Origin of the sequence: Hyphobacterium sp. (genome assembly GCF_965229905.1) — a bacterium.
Taxonomy (GTDB): domain Bacteria; phylum Pseudomonadota; class Alphaproteobacteria; order Caulobacterales; family Maricaulaceae; genus Hyphobacterium.
Map to the genome: position 1 here is coordinate 2,581,249 of NZ_OZ245930.1, position 16,190 is coordinate 2,597,438.

General features: G+C 60.6%; 13 protein-coding genes. 11 read left to right on the forward strand and 2 right to left on the reverse strand.

The annotated features are described in order from the left end of the window. Positions 1 to 111 precede the first annotated feature (111 nt). Positions 112 to 939: a squalene/phytoene synthase family protein gene (locus ACO08C_RS12905; protein ID WP_421786153.1), complete on the forward strand. Its 828-nt coding sequence runs from the start codon at positions 112 to 114 to the stop codon at positions 937 to 939. Here ACO08C_RS12905 and trmFO read toward each other — a convergent pair. Further along, positions 936 to 2,330: a methylenetetrahydrofolate--tRNA-(uracil(54)-C(5))-methyltransferase (FADH(2)-oxidizing) TrmFO gene (gene trmFO / locus ACO08C_RS12910; protein WP_421786154.1), complete on the reverse strand. Its 1,395-nt coding sequence runs from the start codon at positions 2,328 to 2,330 to the stop codon at positions 936 to 938. The two genes, ACO08C_RS12905 and trmFO, sit on opposite strands and share 4 nt — an antisense overlap. 100 nt (positions 2,331 to 2,430) lie before the next feature. On the opposite strand from trmFO, the gene ACO08C_RS12915 reads away from it, so the two are divergent. The 4 genes from ACO08C_RS12915 to ACO08C_RS12930 all read left to right on the forward strand — a co-directional run bounded on the left by ACO08C_RS12915 (position 2,431) and on the right by ACO08C_RS12930 (position 6,521). After that, complete coding sequence (locus ACO08C_RS12915; protein WP_421786155.1) at positions 2,431 to 3,567, forward strand: TonB family protein; 1,137 nt, start codon at positions 2,431 to 2,433, stop codon at positions 3,565 to 3,567. A gap of 138 nt (positions 3,568 to 3,705) precedes the next feature. Beyond that, complete coding sequence (locus tag ACO08C_RS12920) at positions 3,706 to 4,527, forward strand: hypothetical protein (RefSeq protein WP_421786156.1); 822 nt, start codon at positions 3,706 to 3,708, stop codon at positions 4,525 to 4,527. A gap of 69 nt (positions 4,528 to 4,596) precedes the next feature. Further along, on the forward strand, positions 4,597 to 5,568 hold the full coding sequence (locus tag ACO08C_RS12925; protein ID WP_421786157.1) for a hypothetical protein: 972 nt from the start codon (positions 4,597 to 4,599) through the stop codon (positions 5,566 to 5,568). A gap of 65 nt (positions 5,569 to 5,633) precedes the next feature. Continuing rightward, the gene (locus ACO08C_RS12930; protein WP_421786158.1) at positions 5,634 to 6,521 is read left to right on the forward strand and encodes a hypothetical protein; all 888 of its coding nucleotides are present in this window, start codon (positions 5,634 to 5,636) and stop codon (positions 6,519 to 6,521) included. Here ACO08C_RS12930 and uvrA read toward each other — a convergent pair whose 3' ends face one another. Continuing rightward, the gene (gene uvrA, locus ACO08C_RS12935) at positions 6,522 to 9,413 is read right to left on the reverse strand and encodes an excinuclease ABC subunit UvrA (RefSeq protein ID WP_421786160.1); all 2,892 of its coding nucleotides are present in this window, start codon (positions 9,411 to 9,413) and stop codon (positions 6,522 to 6,524) included. Positions 9,414 to 9,538: 125 nt separating this feature from the next. On the opposite strand from uvrA, the gene ssb reads away from it, so the two are divergent. The 6 genes from ssb to ACO08C_RS12965 all read left to right on the forward strand — a co-directional run bounded on the left by ssb (position 9,539) and on the right by ACO08C_RS12965 (position 16,189). Beyond that, the gene (gene ssb / locus ACO08C_RS12940; RefSeq protein ID WP_421786161.1) at positions 9,539 to 10,012 is read left to right on the forward strand and encodes a single-stranded DNA-binding protein; all 474 of its coding nucleotides are present in this window, start codon (positions 9,539 to 9,541) and stop codon (positions 10,010 to 10,012) included. Then, the gene (locus ACO08C_RS12945) at positions 10,009 to 10,752 is read left to right on the forward strand and encodes a hypothetical protein (protein WP_421786162.1); all 744 of its coding nucleotides are present in this window, start codon (positions 10,009 to 10,011) and stop codon (positions 10,750 to 10,752) included. Before ssb ends, ACO08C_RS12945 begins: the two co-directional genes overlap by 4 nt. 138 nt (positions 10,753 to 10,890) lie before the next feature. After that, a complete protein-coding gene (locus ACO08C_RS12950) occupies positions 10,891 to 11,685 on the forward strand; it encodes a penicillin-binding transpeptidase domain-containing protein (RefSeq protein WP_421786164.1) in 795 nt (264 codons plus the stop codon). A gap of 252 nt (positions 11,686 to 11,937) precedes the next feature. Further along, a complete protein-coding gene (gene gyrA, locus ACO08C_RS12955; protein WP_421786165.1) occupies positions 11,938 to 14,703 on the forward strand; it encodes a DNA gyrase subunit A in 2,766 nt (921 codons plus the stop codon). Then, positions 14,700 to 15,194 carry a pantetheine-phosphate adenylyltransferase gene (coaD, locus tag ACO08C_RS12960; RefSeq protein ID WP_421786166.1) on the forward strand — a complete coding sequence of 165 codons (495 nt, stop codon included), beginning with the start codon at positions 14,700 to 14,702 and terminating at the stop codon, positions 15,192 to 15,194. The genes gyrA and coaD overlap by 4 nt, the downstream gene beginning before the upstream one ends. Further along, entirely contained in the window at positions 15,191 to 16,189 is a 999-nt protein-coding gene (locus ACO08C_RS12965) for a peptidylprolyl isomerase (RefSeq protein WP_421786168.1), read from the forward strand. Before coaD ends, ACO08C_RS12965 begins: the two co-directional genes overlap by 4 nt. The last annotated feature ends 1 nt before the right edge of the window (position 16,190 follow it).

Here is a 16,190-nt window from a genome sequence, read left to right on the forward strand (position 1 = left end):
TGTGTGCTCCATCTGTCAGCGATTGAGGACACCGCCCGGCGGGCGGCCTATCTCTCGATCCTAATATGGTTGGCTTTTGCCCCTTTTCCACCGCAGGACTTTAGGACCGGAATGACAGGTACAGCTAAGTCCGACAGTGAATTCAGCGACCGGGAGCTCGCCGCGCGATTCGCCGCGCCCGATGCGCGCCGCCGGCTAACCGCTTTTTTGCGCTGGGTCGAAGAGATCGAGCAAATCCCGTTCAAAGCCACCGAGCCGGCGATCATTGCCATGCGCTTTGCATGGCATCGCGAAGCCGTCGCGGATCTCTTTGCGACGCCCATCAGAGTCCGTCGTCAGCTGGCTTATGAAGGCCTCGCGGAGATCATCGCTCTTCAGCAGGGCCCGGGCGAAAAAGAGCTAATCGCCATCATCGATGCCATCGAGGACGGCCTTGAGCCTGCGAGGATTTCCAGCATTCACGCGCTGGTGGATCAAGTAGATGCGCATCAGGGCAGCGTTATTCGAATTGGCGAACGGCTGGTTGGCGGACAAGCGAATGGGGCGCTGCGGACCGCCGCAGCCCGGGCAGCGGGCCTCGCCTTATGGACCCGGCAGTTTGCATTTCGCGCCGGCCGCAAATTCGCGATTGTTCCGACGGACCTGATGGAAGCCGCCAGCCTGAACTTGCACCGCCTGGCGACCGGAAGGGAATCGGATCTTGCGGCTAGGGCGTTCGCCGCCGTTCTGGAGGCGCTTGAAAACGAGTTGACGCGATTGCGGAAAACCACTCTGTGTCCACCGGAGAGTTTCCCGATGCTCGGTGTTGCCCGCCTGGCGGGCGCAACATTGAAGACTGCCCGACGTTCGCGTGATCTCTATCGCACGGACTTCCGCCGGCCGCTCCTCGCGCGCCAGTTCGATTTACTTAAGGGATCGCTGTCTGGCCGGCTCGCCTAAGCCGCTTTTGACGTTGCATAAAGCCAGGCATCGACATCGCTCAGGGCGCGGGCACTCATCGCGCGTTTACGGGCGGCGGACTTATCTCTGCCACGCAGGCGTTTGCCGTCTTCGTCTTTCGTCGGCGCCGATATATCCGGGAACAAGCCAAAATTGACGTTCATCGGCTGGAAGCTGGCCTTCGGTCCAGAGAGATGTCCGCCCGTAACATGGGTCACAAGCGCGCCGAAGGCGGTGGTAGCCGGAGGAATTTCAACGGGCCTGCCGAGCCGTTCGGCGGCCGCAAACCGGCCCGCCAGGAGGCCCATGGCGGCGCTCTCGACATAGCCTTCCACGCCGATCACCTGGCCGGCAAAACGCAGCGCCGGGCGTGCCTTTAGGCGCAGGGTTTCATCAAGCAGTCGCGGTGAATTCAAAAACGTATTTCGGTGAATGCCGCCGAGCCGCGCGAACTTCGCATTTTCCAGTCCCGGGATTGTCCGGAATATGTCGGCCTGGGCACCGTATTTCAGCTTGGTCTGGAAGGCGACCATGTTGAACAAGGTGCCAAGCTGGTTGTCCTGACGCAGTTGGACGACCGCCCAGGGCTTTTCGTCCGGCTTGTGCTTGTTGGTGAGGCCGCGCGGCTTCATCGGGCCGTGACGAAGGGTTTCCGGCCCGCGCTCGGCCATCACCTCGATCGGCAAACAGGCCTCGAAATAGGGCGTGTCCTTTTCCCACTCCTTGAATTCCGTGTGCGGGGCTGAAAGCAGAGCTTCGATAAAGGCGTCATATTGAGCCCTATCCATCGGGCAGTTGATGTAGGCGGCGCGGTCGGCTTCGGTTTCGCCCTTGTCATAACGCGACTGCATCCAGGCAATGTCCATGTCGATGCTATCGCGTTCGACTATGGGTGCGATGGCATCGAAAAAGGCCAGCGAATCCTCGCCTGTTAGATCGAGCACAGCCTCCGCCAAGGCTGGTGAGGTGAGAGGGCCGGTGGCGATGATGACGCTGTCCCAGTCTTCAGGCGGCAATCCCGCGACCTCGCCGCGTTCGATTGTGACGAGCGGATGTTCGTTCAGAGCCTTGGTAACCGCGTCGGAAAACGCGACGCGATCCACGGCCAGCGCGCCGCCAGCAGGCACTTGTGTCTTGTCGCCGGTGGCCATGATGATCGAATTGGCGCGCCGCATTTCCTCATGCAGCAAACCGACGGCATTGGTCTGCGCATCGTCGGAGCGGAATGAATTGGAACAAACGAGTTCCGCCAGCCCGTCCGTGAGGTGGGCTTCGGTCTGTCTGACCGGGCGCATTTCATGCAAAATGACGGGCACACCGGCTTGCGCCAACTGCCAGGAAGCCTCGGAGCCGGCCATACCGCCGCCGATCACGTGCACAGGTTTGATCATGGCGCGGGGGTATAGACTTTCGTGCGGTCCGACCCAAGCCCTCTTCGCAATTTCGCGTGGAGCGTGTAGTTGTGTCGCGGGATTCAAGCTTGGGAATTCAATGCGCCTTTTACTCGCAGGTTTATTGACGGTGTTTGCTGCCGTGTCCGCGATCGCGCAAGAGCTGCCGCAAAGTGTGGCTGATGCGTATCGGGGGTATGAGGCAGCTGTGGATGAAGAGAACTTCGACGCGGCGGCCGCGTTCGCCCGCGAAGCCTGGCGAGCAGCAGAGGCCAACGATGTCGCGACCGAGACAACGGTCATCCTAGCCGCGAACTACGGAGAAGTTGCCCTAATGACGGGCAGCGCGGTCGGAGCCGCAGAAGCCTACGGCCGAGCCATCGAGTTATCCTCGACAATGTCGCGGCGACCGAGCGAATACGCGTTTTACCTTTTGCAGTCTGCGATTGCTCAGCGGTCGCTGCAGGACCACCGGCAAGCCATAGAGTTCGCCGAGCAGGCCATTAATGCCTATGCTGCGATGCCCGATGAGGAGACACGCTACGCTGGATTGTACCAAGCGAATCTTGTCGGCGCTTATGCAGCGGATGCGCTTGAACGGTACCGGCAAAGCGGCCGGTTTGCCGAAGCCGGTATGGCGGCGCTGGGCTATTTCGGGCCAGTCTCAAATCCGAATGTGGCGCAATTATCGTTTCTCGCCGGCATGCAGGCTTATCGTCGCGGTGATCGGGTAAATGCGCTCTATTACTTGATCGTCGCGCGCCTGGCCGCGGGTCAGTTTCAAATGGATCAGGAATTCCGCGAAACGGCCCTGCATCTTCAGCAGGTCGTCATGGTACGAACCAACCCCATATATTTCGACGAGGTGTTCGATCGAATTCGTGCCAGCGGTTATGAGCCGCAGCGATGCTACTTCGTGAACTCCTGCCCGGACGAGCCTGGCCCGGAGTATGTCGATGGTCACGTGCCGCTTCTGCGAACACCGCCGGATTATCCTGATCGGGCCGCGCGCAGCTGCGTCGAAGGCTATGTCGATGTGGTGTTCAGAGTGAATGTCGAAGGCCGTACAGAAAATATTACGGTTGCTGAAGCCACGGACGACGACTTTGTCCCTCCAGCGATCAGGGCCGTTGAGCAGTGGCGGTTCTGGCCGCGCGAGATCGACAGGCAATTGAGGGCGCAGGACGGCGTGATGACCCGGCTTGAATTCGTCATGGCCGAAGGCGAGTGCGACTAGGCGGGTGCGACCCAACAACATTGCCGCATTGCCGAATCCGCATTCGGGCGTAGGTTCGCGCGCATGACACGTCTGTCCTCTTTCTCTGCCTTGCCCGGTGCCATAGTCCGAAGCATCGCTTTCCTTCGCCAGAATTGGATGGCCGCGGCGATAGCCGCCGTATTGCCGGGTCTGGCCGCGGTTTGGCTGACCTTTCAAACCGGCCAGGTAAGCGCAGACGCGATGGCAGCCCAATGGGCGCCTTATTTGGCCGCTTTGCTGATCTGGTGCCTGGCGACGGTCATGTCGCAAGCTGCCATGTTCCGATTGTGTCTGCGCGGCAAGCGGTCTGGTATTCTGGGATACGCACTCGGCGCGGATGAAGGCCGGCTCGCAGCTTCCTGGGCGTTGATCCTCTTCCTTATCTTTGTGGCCGGGGGAATCGGCCTGGTTGTCTATGCGTCACTGATGGGTGCCGTCTCTATGGTGTCACGCGACGCGGCGGGTCTCACCCCCGAAGATCCCGTGGCTACTGGCAATATTCCGGAACTCGCCGCGTATTATGGTCCGGTGGAGTGGTCCATTGCCCTGGTGCTGGGAAGCCTTGCTCTGCTTATGCTTGCCGGTTTTGCGGGCCGGCTTCTGCTGGCGCCGGCGGCCAGTATGGCGCGACGGCAAATCCAAGCCCTGTCCGTGATGGCGCTGACGAAGAAGCGGGGCTTCGCCGTTGTGCTGGGCTGTGTCCTCGTGTTTGTGCCCGCCGGCCTGTTGGTGCACGGTTTCGGCGTGGCCAGCGAACGGATTTTCGGCCTGCCCGTTCACCAACCGGCGCGGCTTTTCGGTGAGGATGGATTCTTGCCGGGCTGGCCGATGTTCGCTCTTGTGGCCTTCGTGCATGGCTGGATTGCGGCCTTTCTGACTTCGCCACTGTTCGCGAGCCTGACCAGCGCGCTTTACCGTGCCTGGGGCGGGGACGAGTAGCGCCATATTCCCCCTGCCGCCAGACCGATATTCTGGCAAAATGTGTTTGGGATATCAGGGGAGGTTCGCATGAGCGTCCAGACTTTCGATTTCGGCAAAGCCGTGTTCCATTTCTTCCAGGTCGCCGGGCGAAGACCGGCAGCCGTATTGTGGATCGCGCTTTGGCAAGCCCTTCTGACGGCCGGATTGGTCTATCTGACATTTGTCACTTTAGGGGATTTCTACTTCTGGGCCATTTCCGAAGCCATGGCCGGCACAGAACCGGCCGATGCGGAAGTGCTGGCCCGTCTGGCCGGGATCATGTCGGTCATGCCGCTCATCTCCATCGGCGGCATATTGATCGCCCTGATGGCGCAAGCAGCCTGGTTAAGGCTGCTAACGCGCGACGAAATGTCGGCGGTCATTCCGTTCCGGATTGGCGGTGATGAGTTGCGCCTCTTTGTGACCAATCTCGGACTGATCGCCCTGGCGGTCGCCTTCTATCTCGCCGCGATGGCGGTGACGCTGGTGTTTGTCGGTGGCTTGGCGGCGGCGGTTGGCAATGAGGGATCTGCCGGGGCCGGACTTGCGGGCGGCTTCATCGTCGCCTTGCTGTTTCTCGTTCTGGCCGTTGCGGCGATTTTCATCGGTGTCCGCGTGTCGGCCGCACCGGCCATGACGGTTTACGAGAAGCGGATCGCCTTTCCGGCCTGGCAAGCGACACGCGGCATTTTCTGGCCGGTATTGGGTGCCTATGTTCTAGTGGCCATCATCATCGCCGTGTTGTCGGCGATTGTCGGCGCCGTTTTGAACCTCACCATGCTCGGTGCATTCCTGCCAATTGCCGGCGAAATTGTGGAATTGGCGCAAAGCAACTCGCAGCCATCCGATGAAGAGGTCATGGCTGTGCTGCGTGATGCCTTCACGCATCCCGGCGTAATGACCTCCGTCGTGGCGCTCGGCCTGCTCTCTGTCATTCTTCGTTCGTTTTCCGATGCGATCTGGCACAGCGTGGGGGCTTCGGTAGCAATCCAGCGTGGCACCGCTCCAGACACCAACTGAAAGACCGCTTGAAACTGGATGCGGGCAGTTTGACACTCGGACCTCAGCGATAGTCGGGCCGCAACATGAAACCTGAATTTAACGTTGGCCGAGCGCTTGGCTTTGCGTTCGAAGTGATCTCCGCCCGGCCGTCGGATTTTATCCTGATGTCGGTGTGGACCGTGCTTTACGGCGCGGTTTTCACCGTGATCCAGGTCCAGGCGATTGGGCCCGAACTGTCGGCGATCATGAGCGGCGAGGCGTCCGCGACACCGTCGAGCGGAAGCGAAATGGTTGACATGTTGGGCCGCTATTTCGCGCAGCTTCTACCGTTCTTGGCTGTCGGTTTAATAATCAGCGTGGTCTTCGAGGCCGCATGGCTGCGCCTTTTTGTGCGAGGCGAATCGCTGGGCATCTTTCCGTTCCGCCTGGGGCGCGACGAATTAATGTACGCCCTTTCCGGATTACTGGTCATTCTGACCCTGGTGGTCGCCATGGTCACCGGCTGGATGGCGACCATGATCCTGGCGGTTTTGTTTGCACTGGGAGGAACGATCGGCGCCGGTATTGGGGTCTTTCTCGGCTTTATAATCATGGTGGCGCTGATTGCCGTGGCGGCGACCGTGATCCTGCCGGTTCCGGCCTTGAGCGTCCTGACCGGACGCGTTGCGCTGCTGGAAGGCGTACGCAGCGCGCGGACGATCTTCTGGCCGTTATTGGCGAGTGCTCTGGTGGCCGTCATCGTCACGTTCATCGCCAACGGCCTTTTCTCCGGGCTGATTGCTTTCACGCCCTTCGATCAGTTCGGCCAGATGCCGGATGGATCTACGGCCAGCGCGGTCAGCCTGTTCGGCTATTTCGCCATTGTGCATCTGATCAGCCTGTTGCCTGCGTCCATACTGCGTGGCGTTGCCAGCTATGCGGCGCTGCGGATCGATGAGGCCCAGACACCGCGTACCGGTGCGCCCAGCTGATCAAGCGGTCTTTTTTCGCTTTGCTTTCTTGCGAGCCACATCGCGTTCCAGCATCGGTTTGAGATAGCGTCCGGTCCAACTGGTTTCGATTTCGGCCACGTCTTCCGGTGTGCCGGCGGCCACAATGCTGCCTCCGCCATCGCCGCCTTCCGGACCGAGATCGATCAGCCAGTCGGCGGTTTTGATAACGTCGAGATTATGCTCGATGACGACGACAGAATTGCCGGTCTCGACCAACTCATGAAGGACTTCGAGCAGCTTGCGCACATCCTCGAAATGCAGGCCGGTCGTTGGCTCGTCGAGGATGTAAAGCGTCTTGCCGGTGGCCCGCTTGGACAATTCCTTCGAAAGTTTCACGCGCTGCGCCTCGCCGCCGGAGAGCTGGGTCGCCGGCTGGCCAATTTTCACGTAACCGAGCCCGACGCGTTTCAGCGTCTCCATCTTGTCGCGCACGGCTGGGACTGCCTTGAAGAAGTCGGCGCCCTCCTCGACCGTCATGTCGAGCACGTCGGCGATTGATTTACCCTTGAAGGTGACTTCCAACGTCTCGCGGTTAAAGCGCTTGCCATGGCACACATCGCACGGAACGAACACGTCCGGCAGGAAGTGCATTTCGATCTTCACCACGCCATCGCCCTGACAGGCTTCGCAGCGGCCGCCCTTCACATTGAAGGAGAAGCGGCCCGGCTTGTAGCCGCGCGCTTTGGATTCCGGCAGCCCGGCAAACCATTCGCGGATCGGCGTGAATGCGCCGGTATAGGTCGCTGGATTGGACCTTGGCGTACGGCCGATCGGCGACTGGTCGATGTCGATAATCTTATCGAGATGCTCCAATCCCTTGATGCGGTCGTAGGCGGCTGGGACGTTCTGTGCCTTGTTGAGTTTACGCGCTGCGGCCTTGTAGAGCGTCTCGATGGTTAACGTCGATTTTCCGCCGCCGGAGACCCCCGTCACGCACAGGAATATGCCGAGCGGAAACTCCGCCGTGACATTCTTGAGATTGTTGCCAGTCGCGCCCTCGATCACCAGCTTGCGGCCTTTCTTGGCCGCGCGGCGGGTGTCGGGAATACCGATCTCGCGCGCGCCGGACAAATATTGCCCGGTCAGGCTTTTCGGATTGGCCTTGACCTCTTCGGGCTTGCCGGCGGCGACAATCTCGCCGCCATGGACGCCGGCAGCCGGGCCGAGATCGACGACATGGTCGGCGGTCAGGATGGCCTCCTCATCATGTTCCACGACGATCACGGTGTTGCCGAGATCACGTAGCCCGCGGAGCGATTCGAGCAGACGTGAATTGTCACGCTGATGCAGACCGATAGACGGTTCATCGAGCACGTAGAGGACGCCGGTCAGGCCCGAACCGATTTGCGAAGCGAGGCGGATGCGCTGGCTTTCGCCGCCCGATAAAGTGCCCGAAGACCGATCCAGCGTCAGATAGTCGAGGCCGACATCGACAAGAAATTTCAATCGTTCGCGGATTTCCTTAAGAATGCGTTCGGCAATCGCCTTGTCCTTGGCCGATAGTTGACCCTCGACCTCGGCGAACCAGTCGGCCGCGTCGCGGATAGCGAGATGTGTCGACTCCGAGATGTCGCGTCCCGCGACCTTGACCGCCAGCGCTTCCGGTTTGAGCCGCTTGCCGCCGCAAGTCTCGCACGGCTGGGCTGACTGGAAGCGGGCGAGATCGTCACGCACCCAGCTGGAATCGGTTTCCCGCCAGCGGCGCTCAAGATTGGGAATGACGCCTTCGAACGTCTTGGTCGTCTCAAAAGTGCGCAGGCCGTCCTCATATTTGAATTTGATCTTCTCCTCGGTGCCGAAAAGCACGACCTTCTTGAAATCTTCAAGCAGGTCGCGCCAGGGCTCGAACATGGACGCGCCAAAATGGTCGGCGAGGGCGGTCAGCGTCTGCTGGTAGAGCTTGGACGTGGTCCGGCTCCAGGGCGCGATGGCCCCGTCATAGAGGCTCTTGCCGCGATCCGGGACGACGAGGCTCTCGTCGAATTTCAGCGATTGTCCCAATCCGTCGCAGGCCGGGCAGGCGCCGAACGGGTTGTTAAAGGAAAACAGGCGCGGCTCAATCTCCTCAATGGTGAAGCCGGAAACCGGGCAAGCAAATTTCTCGGAGAAGATGATACGCTGCGGCGTATCTTCGCCCTTGGCGATGTCGGCAAATTCGGCGACAGCAATCCCGTCGGCAATCTTGAGCGCGGTCTCCAGCGACTCTGCGAAGCGTTGTTCCATGCCCTCGCGGACGATAACGCGGTCCACAACGACATCGATATCGTGCTTGAACTTCTTGTCGAGGGTCGGCGGCTCTTCGAGCGAGTGAAATTCGCCATCGACCTTCACGCGCTGGAAACCGGCCTTCAGCCAGTTCGCGAACTCCTTGCGGTACTCGCCCTTGCGGCCGCGTACGGCAGGGGCCAGCAAATAGAGGCGTGTGCCCTCGTCGAGCTCCATCAGCCGGTCGACCATCTGGCTGACGGTCTGACTCTCGATCGGCAGGCCGGTGGCCGGCGAATAGGGCACGCCGACGCGCGCCCACAACAAACGCATGTAGTCGTAGATCTCGGTCACAGTGGCGACCGTGGATCGCGGGTTTTTCGACGTTGTTTTCTGTTCGATGGAAATCGCCGGAGACAGACCTTCGATCGAATCCACATCCGGCTTCGACATCAATTCGAGAAATTGCCGGGCATAGGCCGACAGGCTCTCGACATAGCGGCGCTGGCCTTCGGCATAGATGGTATCGAAGGCGAGCGATGATTTGCCGGATCCGGACAGACCCGTGAACACGATCAGCCGGTCGCGCGGTAACTCGAGCGAGACGTTCTTCAGATTGTGCTCGCGCGCGCCCTGTATGCGGATCGACTTCATGGGATCGGTCATGGACTTGTGCCTCTGGGTGCGTTCAACTGCGCAGAATCGCGCAATTGACCGCGAGAACATTATGTGAACATCATGGGCGGGTCCAGCGCAAGCCGGGCACGCATCAAAGAGAGGAAGATGGGGATATGGCGGGCAGCGTCAATAAGGTCATACTTGTCGGCAATCTTGGAGCCGATCCAGAGATCCGGCGTCTGAATTCCGGGGATCCGGTCTGTAATCTGCGGATCGCCACGTCGGAGAACTGGCGCGACAAGTCTTCCGGCGAGCGCCGCGAGAAGACCGAGTGGCACAATGTGGTGATTTTCAACGAGAACCTCACCAAGGTCGCCGAGAATTATCTGCGCAAGGGCTCGAAGGTTTACATCGAAGGCCAGTTGCAAACTCGGAAATGGCAGGATCGCGACGGCAATGACCGCTATACGACGGAGGTCGTGCTTCAGCGATTCCGCGGTGAATTGCAAATGCTGGACAGCCGGGGCGACAATACTGGCGGCGGTAGCTATGATCGTGCCAGCGATCGTTCCGGTGGCGGTGGACAGGTGTCCGACAACCGCGACAGTTTCCGGAATGACGATATGGACGACGAGATACCGTTTTGATCGAGTTTTCACGTTTTGTCGGCGGTCTTCTGGCCGCCCTTTTGCTTGCAGGGGCGGCCACCGCCCAGGAATATGGCGGCACGCGAAATCCCGAGCTGATGGAAATCACCCTGTCGGATGGATCACGGACGCATTTCGTGATCGGGCAATATGCATGGGGTGAATTGCTGGCCGAGATGGGCACGTTACGCGGCGAAGCCGAAATCCGCGACCGTGAAATTGCCGAACAATTATTCTCTGCACGCAACAGCATCCCGCCGGGCATGCTTTTCGAGTCGGCCCGCCGGTACGCCTCATTCGATGCCGAGCAAGCGGTCTATGTCTTCCTGCTGGCGCGGGCGCGCACGCTGTATGACGCGCTGCGCTGTGTCGACTCGACGGCCACGGAAGGCATTCCGGTGATCACCGATATGGCCGGCAGAGAAGTCGCGGAATTGATGAACATCAATGAAGAGGGCGGCGGCGCGGCGCGCACCGAGCGCATGCAGCGCGCCCTGCAGCGGCTCATGGATTCGAACGAGATCTTTGCCAGCAGCTTCTCGCCCTGGTGGATTTGTTCGGCGTCGGATTCGGCCTTCTTCGCGGCCGTCAATGGCGCGTCCATGCCGCAGGATGAGTGGCTGAAACGGGAGGCGGTCTGGCCGAATGTTCAGGAACAGGTCCGGCGGAATATTCGCGAGAACCAAGCCCTTTTGGCTATCACGATGGGCACACGCGACCTCGCCACATCCGACGAATAGGGTTTCTCCGGACAGGATTTTTCTTGTGGCCGCCCGACAGTAACGATTCCGGCAGATTCTGAGACCCGGTTCGAAGTCGCATAGTTGGCCCCATTCGTGCCGCATTGCCTCGCAAGGTTTTGCGCCGCGAGGTGAAGCATGAAGACTTTGCTCTTGGGTATCCTGTTCCTGACGGGCGCTGGGATGGCGCCGGCTGATGACCTGAATGTGTTGTTTGACGATGCAGGCTTAGCTGGCACGCTGGTGATCGAACGCTTGTCCGACGGCCGCGAATGGACGGCTTATCCGGATCGCGCCGACATACGGTTTGCGCCAGCCTCCACGTTCAAAATTCCTAATGCCTTGATCCAGCTGCAGCTCGGCACCGTCACCGATCCCGATGATGACCAGATTGACTGGGACGGGGTGCCGCGCGGCGGCAGATGGGACGAGGCGCAGAGCCTGAGAACGGCGTTCCAACGTTCGGCCGTATGGGCCTTCCAGGCCTGGACCGCGGAAGCCGGTCATGCGGCGATGCAGGCGCAAATCGCCGGGCTGGACTATGGCAATGGCGAAATCGGCAATCCGGAAAATGTCACGGCCTTTTGGCTCGACGGCACGCTGCGGATATCGGCGCGTGAACAGGTCGGTTTCCTGCGCCGCCTAGAGGCGCGGGAATTGCCCTTCCACACTGATGTCATGGACAGCGTCATCGACATCATGGAAGCGGATCGCGGGGGCGGATGGGTTTTGCGGGCCAAAACCGGCTGGGGCATTCGCGAGATGACGAATATTGGTTGGTATGTCGGCTGGCTGGAAGCGGGGAATGACGTCTATTTCTTCGCACTCAATGTCGATCTTGATTTCCACACGGGTGATGGACGTATTCGCGAGCGGCTTGTTCGCCAGGGATTGGAATCGGTGACCGGATTTGAGCTCACAGAAACGCGATAAGACGCTGCAATAGCGACCAATAAGACCGAATGCATGGCCCTGACCAATGCGGAAGCTATGAGGATCAGGGCGTCATCGTCATAAACGAATGAAATCATATATTTCCGACTGTTCCGAAGCAGCGCCACAAGTTTGCCCCGGCACCACTAAAAGGCTAGGCTGGATGCCAGTTTTTCCGGCGATTCTACAGCCGGTTTCCGGGCGCGCCATTGGCGACTTTTTCTGCGCCCCTGACAGACGCAAGAGGTATCCTTGAGCGACGACAACGAACCGCCGATCTCCGACGAGGGCGCTCCGCCGCTCGGCGACGGCATTGCGCCGATAACCATCGAAGACGAGATGCGCCGCTCCTATCTCGATTACGCCATGAGCGTGATCGTCAGCCGCGCCATCCCGGATGCGCGCGATGGGCTGAAGCCGGTTCACCGGCGCATTCTCTGGTCGATGCACGAGCAGGGCTATACGCACGACAAGCAATACCGGAAATCGGCGCGTGTGGTCGGTGACGTGATCGGTAAGTACCACCCGCACGGCGATCAGGCGGTCTATGACGCGCTGGCGCGGATGGCTCAGGACTTCTCGATGGGACTGCCGCTGCTCGATGGGCAGGGCAATTTCGGCTCGGTGGACGGCGACCCGCCGGCCGCTATGCGTTACACTGAAGTGCGCATGGACAAGCCGGCCGAGGCGCTGCTGGCCGATATCGACAAGTCGACCGTCGATTTTGCGGACAATTACGATGGATCCGAGAGCGAGCCGGTGGTGCTGCCGGCGCGCTATCCGAACCTGCTGGTGAATGGCGGCGGCGGTATCGCGGTCGGCATGGCGACCAATATCCCGCCGCACAATCTCGGCGAAATTATCGATGCCACGGTGGCGCTCCTGGAAAACCCTGAGATCACCGATCTCGACCTGCTCGACATCGTGCCGGGACCGGACTTCCCGACCGCCGGGCAAATTGTTGGCCGGGCCGGCGCGCGCTCCGGGCTCGCCACGGGCCGTGGCTCGGTCATCATGCGGGCGACGACCTCGATCGAGGAGGTTCGCAAGGATCGCCAGGCGATCATCGTCACGGCCATTCCCTATCAGGTGAACAAGGCGTCGATGATCGAAAAGATTGCCGATCTGGTGCGCGAGAAACGCATCGAGGGCATTGCCGATTTGCGGGATGAGAGCAATCGCACCGGCATGCGGGTGGTGATCGAGCTGAAGAAGGACGCTAATGCCGAGGTGATCCTCAATCAGCTCTATCGCTGGTCGCCCATGCAGCAGAATTTCGGCGTCAACATGCTATCGCTCGTGGGTGGCCGCCCGCAGCTGATGGGTATGCGCGGTTATTTGCAAACCTTCCTCGCCTTCCGCGAGGAGGTTGTGGCACGCCGGGCGCGCCACGATCTGCGCAAGGCGCGCGAGCGGGCGCATGTCATTGTCGGCCTGGCGCTGGCGGTGGCCAATATCGACGAGGTCATCAGCCTGATCCGCAAGGCGCCGAACCCGGCGACGGCACGCGAACAGCTGATGGAGCGAGATTGGCCAGCCACCGATGTGGCGTCGCTAGTGGCACTGGTTGCGGACCCGCGCTCCGTCATCAGCGAGGGGCACACATTGCGCCTGACGCAGGAACAGGCGCAGGCGATCATGGATCTGAGGCTCGCCCGCCTGACCGCGCTGGGCCGCGAGGAGCTCGGCGACGAGGCCAAGGGACTGGCCGACAAGATCCAGGACCTCTTGGATATTCTTAAATCGCGCGCCCGAATCCAGGACATCATCAGGACCGAGCTTCAGGAAGTGAAAGAGCAGTTCGCGGTGCCGCGGCGGACTGAGATCCTTGATGTCGAATTGGAAGTCGAGGACGAGGATCTCATTGCCCGCGAAGACATGGTCGTGACGGTGACGCATGGTGGCTACGTCAAGCGCACGCCGCTGTCGGACTACCGTGCGCAGCGGCGGGGCGGCAAAGGCCGCTCCGGCATGTCGATGAAGGATGAGGACTTCGTGGCGACACTGTTCGTCGCCAACACGCATGTGCCGCTCCTGTTCTTCTCGTCTGATGGGATGGTCTACAAGTCGAAGACGTGGCGGCTGCCGATCGGTGCGCCGAATACACGTGGCAAGGCCCTCGTAAATCTCTTCCCGCTGGACGAAGGCGTGACGATCACCTCGGTGATGGCGCTGCCGGAAGACGAGGACGAATGGGAAAAGCTGGACGTGATGTTCGCCACCACGGCGGGCACGGTGCGGCGCAACAAGCTCTCCGATTTCGTGCAGGTCAATCGCAATGGCAAGATCGCGATGAAGCTGGACGGCGAGGACCGGATCGTCGATGTACGCTTGTGCACCGAGCAGGACGATGTGCTGCTGCACACCCGCAAGGGCCGGGCAATCCGCTTCGCGACGACCGATGTGCGCGTGTTCCGCGGCCGCAACTCGGTCGGCGTGCGCGGCGTGAAGCTGGCCAAGGGCGATCACGTTATCTCGATGGCTGTGCTGCATCACGTGGATATCACCCCGGAGGAGGCGCGCGCCTATCTGAAACACGCAGCAGCCATGCGCCGGGCGATGTCCGATCTCGAAGAGGGAGAGGATATTGAGGACATTTCACTCGAGGCCGGCGAAGAAGCGGCGCTGTCACCAGAGCGGATCGCGGAGCTTGGCGGCGCGGAAGAATTTGTGCTGACCGTCGCGGCGGACGGAATTGGGAAGCGGAGTTCCGCATACGAATACCGGACCATGAATCGTGGCGGGCAGGGCGTGGCCGGCCATGATTTGTCACGCGGCATGCCGCTGGCGTCGAGTTTCCCGGTCGAGGATGCCGACCAGATCATGGCGGTCACAGACGGCGGTCAGCTGATCCGCTTCCCGGTCGACAGCGTCCGGATTGCCGGACGGGCGACGCGCGGGGTGACTCTGTTAAAGCCCCGCGAAGGTGAATCGGTTGTGTCGGTTGTGCGGATCGCGGAAAGCGGCGAGGATGACGCCGACGAAGAGACGGCGGGCGAAGGCGACAGCGAAGCATGACCCAGCGCATCGCGCTTTATCCGGGCACGTTCGACCCCATCACGAACGGCCATGTCGATATTATCGGCCGTGCGGTCAAGCTGGTCGACCGGCTGGTGATCGGCGTGGCGATTAATGAGGACAAAGGCCCGCTTTTCTCGCTCGATGAGCGGGTGGCGATGGCCCAGCAGGTCGCCGACGAACTCCATACCGAAACGGAGATCGAGGTGCGCCCGTTCGACGGTCTGTTGATGCATTTCGCGGAAGAAGTGAATGCCAACATCATCGTGCGCGGCCTGCGGGCGGTGTCAGACTTCGAGTATGAGTTCCAGATGGTGGGGATGAACCAGCGTCTGAACGCGGACATCGAAACGGTGTTCCTGATGGCCGATCCGCGTCACCAGGCCGTTGCGTCCCGTCTGGTCAAGGAGATCGCGCGTCTGGGCGGCGATGTAAATGCATTCGTTTCGCCCTCCGTAAAGGCAATGTTGATGGAGAAATTCGGATCATGAAACGCTTCTGGTTGTCTGGAGTTTTCGGACTGGCATTGGCCACCGCGGCTTGCGCCGACAATTCGGTCGATGAGTCTTCGGCAAGCGATGATGCCGCACAAGCGGATACCGCAATGACTTCGGCCGCAACTCAGGAAGCCGAGCTGGCAAGCCTTGTTCAGGACGAGCCGGTGGGCGTCGATGCGGCGGCTGAAGAATATGAGTTTCCTGACGATGCCTGGCGGGAAGTGCCGCAAGATCGCCTGCTCTATATCGAAACCGATCACGGCATGATCGTTATCGAGATGGCGCCGGAGTTTGCGCCGCAGCATGTCGAGCGGATGACCACGCTCGCCAATGAACGCTTCTACGATTTTTTGGTCTGGCACCGCGTTATTGACGGATTCGTTGCGCAAGGGGGCGGCAGCCGCAGCAATCCGGCGCACTCGACCGAGATGGATCGGGTTCCTGGTGAATTTACGGTGCGGCGTGATCCTTCGGAATTGAGGGTTTATGAGACTCAGGGCCGTGTCATCAATCCGCGCAGCAATCCGGCCATGGCCCGGGCGGGGTTTTGGAACGGTTTTCCTGTCGGAACCCAGGCCGAAGCGCTTTCCGGGATCACAGCCGACGGACGAGTTGAAAGTTGGCTCCTGCATTGCGAAGGGGCCGCTGCAATGGCGCGCACGAACGATCCGAATAGTGCTGGCAGCCAGTTCTATATCACGCGCGGCAATGCCGAGCATCTTAACGCGCAATATACCGTCTGGGGCCGCGTACGATCGGGTCAAGACGCTGTCAATGCGATTGCCGTCGGCACGATGGGGCAGGACGCCAACTTCTCGCCTGACACGATCCGCGCGATGCGGGTCGGCTCGGACGAGAGCTATGAGGCACAGGTCACGGTTGAAGTGATCGACACGAATTCGGAGGCCTTTGCCATTTGGCTGGGGCCGTATTGGGATCAGGGACTGGATATTTGCGACGTCGACGTGCCGTTCCGCATTACGGAGTAGA

What these genes read in the sequence shown, in the direction of transcription:
- ACO08C_RS12905 (WP_421786153.1), top strand. Translation starts at nt 112, where the DNA reads ATGACAGGTACAGCTAAGTCCGACAGTGAATTCAGCGACCGGGAGCTC.
- ACO08C_RS12920 (WP_421786156.1), top strand. Translation starts at nt 3,706, where the DNA reads ATGGCCGCGGCGATAGCCGCCGTATTGCCGGGTCTGGCCGCGGTTTGG.
- coaD (WP_421786166.1), top strand. Translation starts at nt 14,700, where the DNA reads ATGACCCAGCGCATCGCGCTTTATCCGGGCACGTTCGACCCCATCACG.
- ACO08C_RS12950 (WP_421786164.1), top strand. Translation starts at nt 10,891, where the DNA reads ATGAAGACTTTGCTCTTGGGTATCCTGTTCCTGACGGGCGCTGGGATG.
- ACO08C_RS12925 (WP_421786157.1), top strand. Translation starts at nt 4,597, where the DNA reads ATGAGCGTCCAGACTTTCGATTTCGGCAAAGCCGTGTTCCATTTCTTC.
- trmFO (WP_421786154.1), bottom strand. Translation starts at nt 2,330, where the DNA reads ATGATCAAACCTGTGCACGTGATCGGCGGCGGTATGGCCGGCTCCGAG.
- uvrA (WP_421786160.1), bottom strand. Translation starts at nt 9,413, where the DNA reads ATGACCGATCCCATGAAGTCGATCCGCATACAGGGCGCGCGCGAGCAC.
- ACO08C_RS12915 (WP_421786155.1), top strand. Translation starts at nt 2,431, where the DNA reads ATGCGCCTTTTACTCGCAGGTTTATTGACGGTGTTTGCTGCCGTGTCC.
- ACO08C_RS12930 (WP_421786158.1), top strand. Translation starts at nt 5,634, where the DNA reads ATGAAACCTGAATTTAACGTTGGCCGAGCGCTTGGCTTTGCGTTCGAA.
- ssb (WP_421786161.1), top strand. Translation starts at nt 9,539, where the DNA reads ATGGCGGGCAGCGTCAATAAGGTCATACTTGTCGGCAATCTTGGAGCC.
- ACO08C_RS12965 (WP_421786168.1), top strand. Translation starts at nt 15,191, where the DNA reads ATGAAACGCTTCTGGTTGTCTGGAGTTTTCGGACTGGCATTGGCCACC.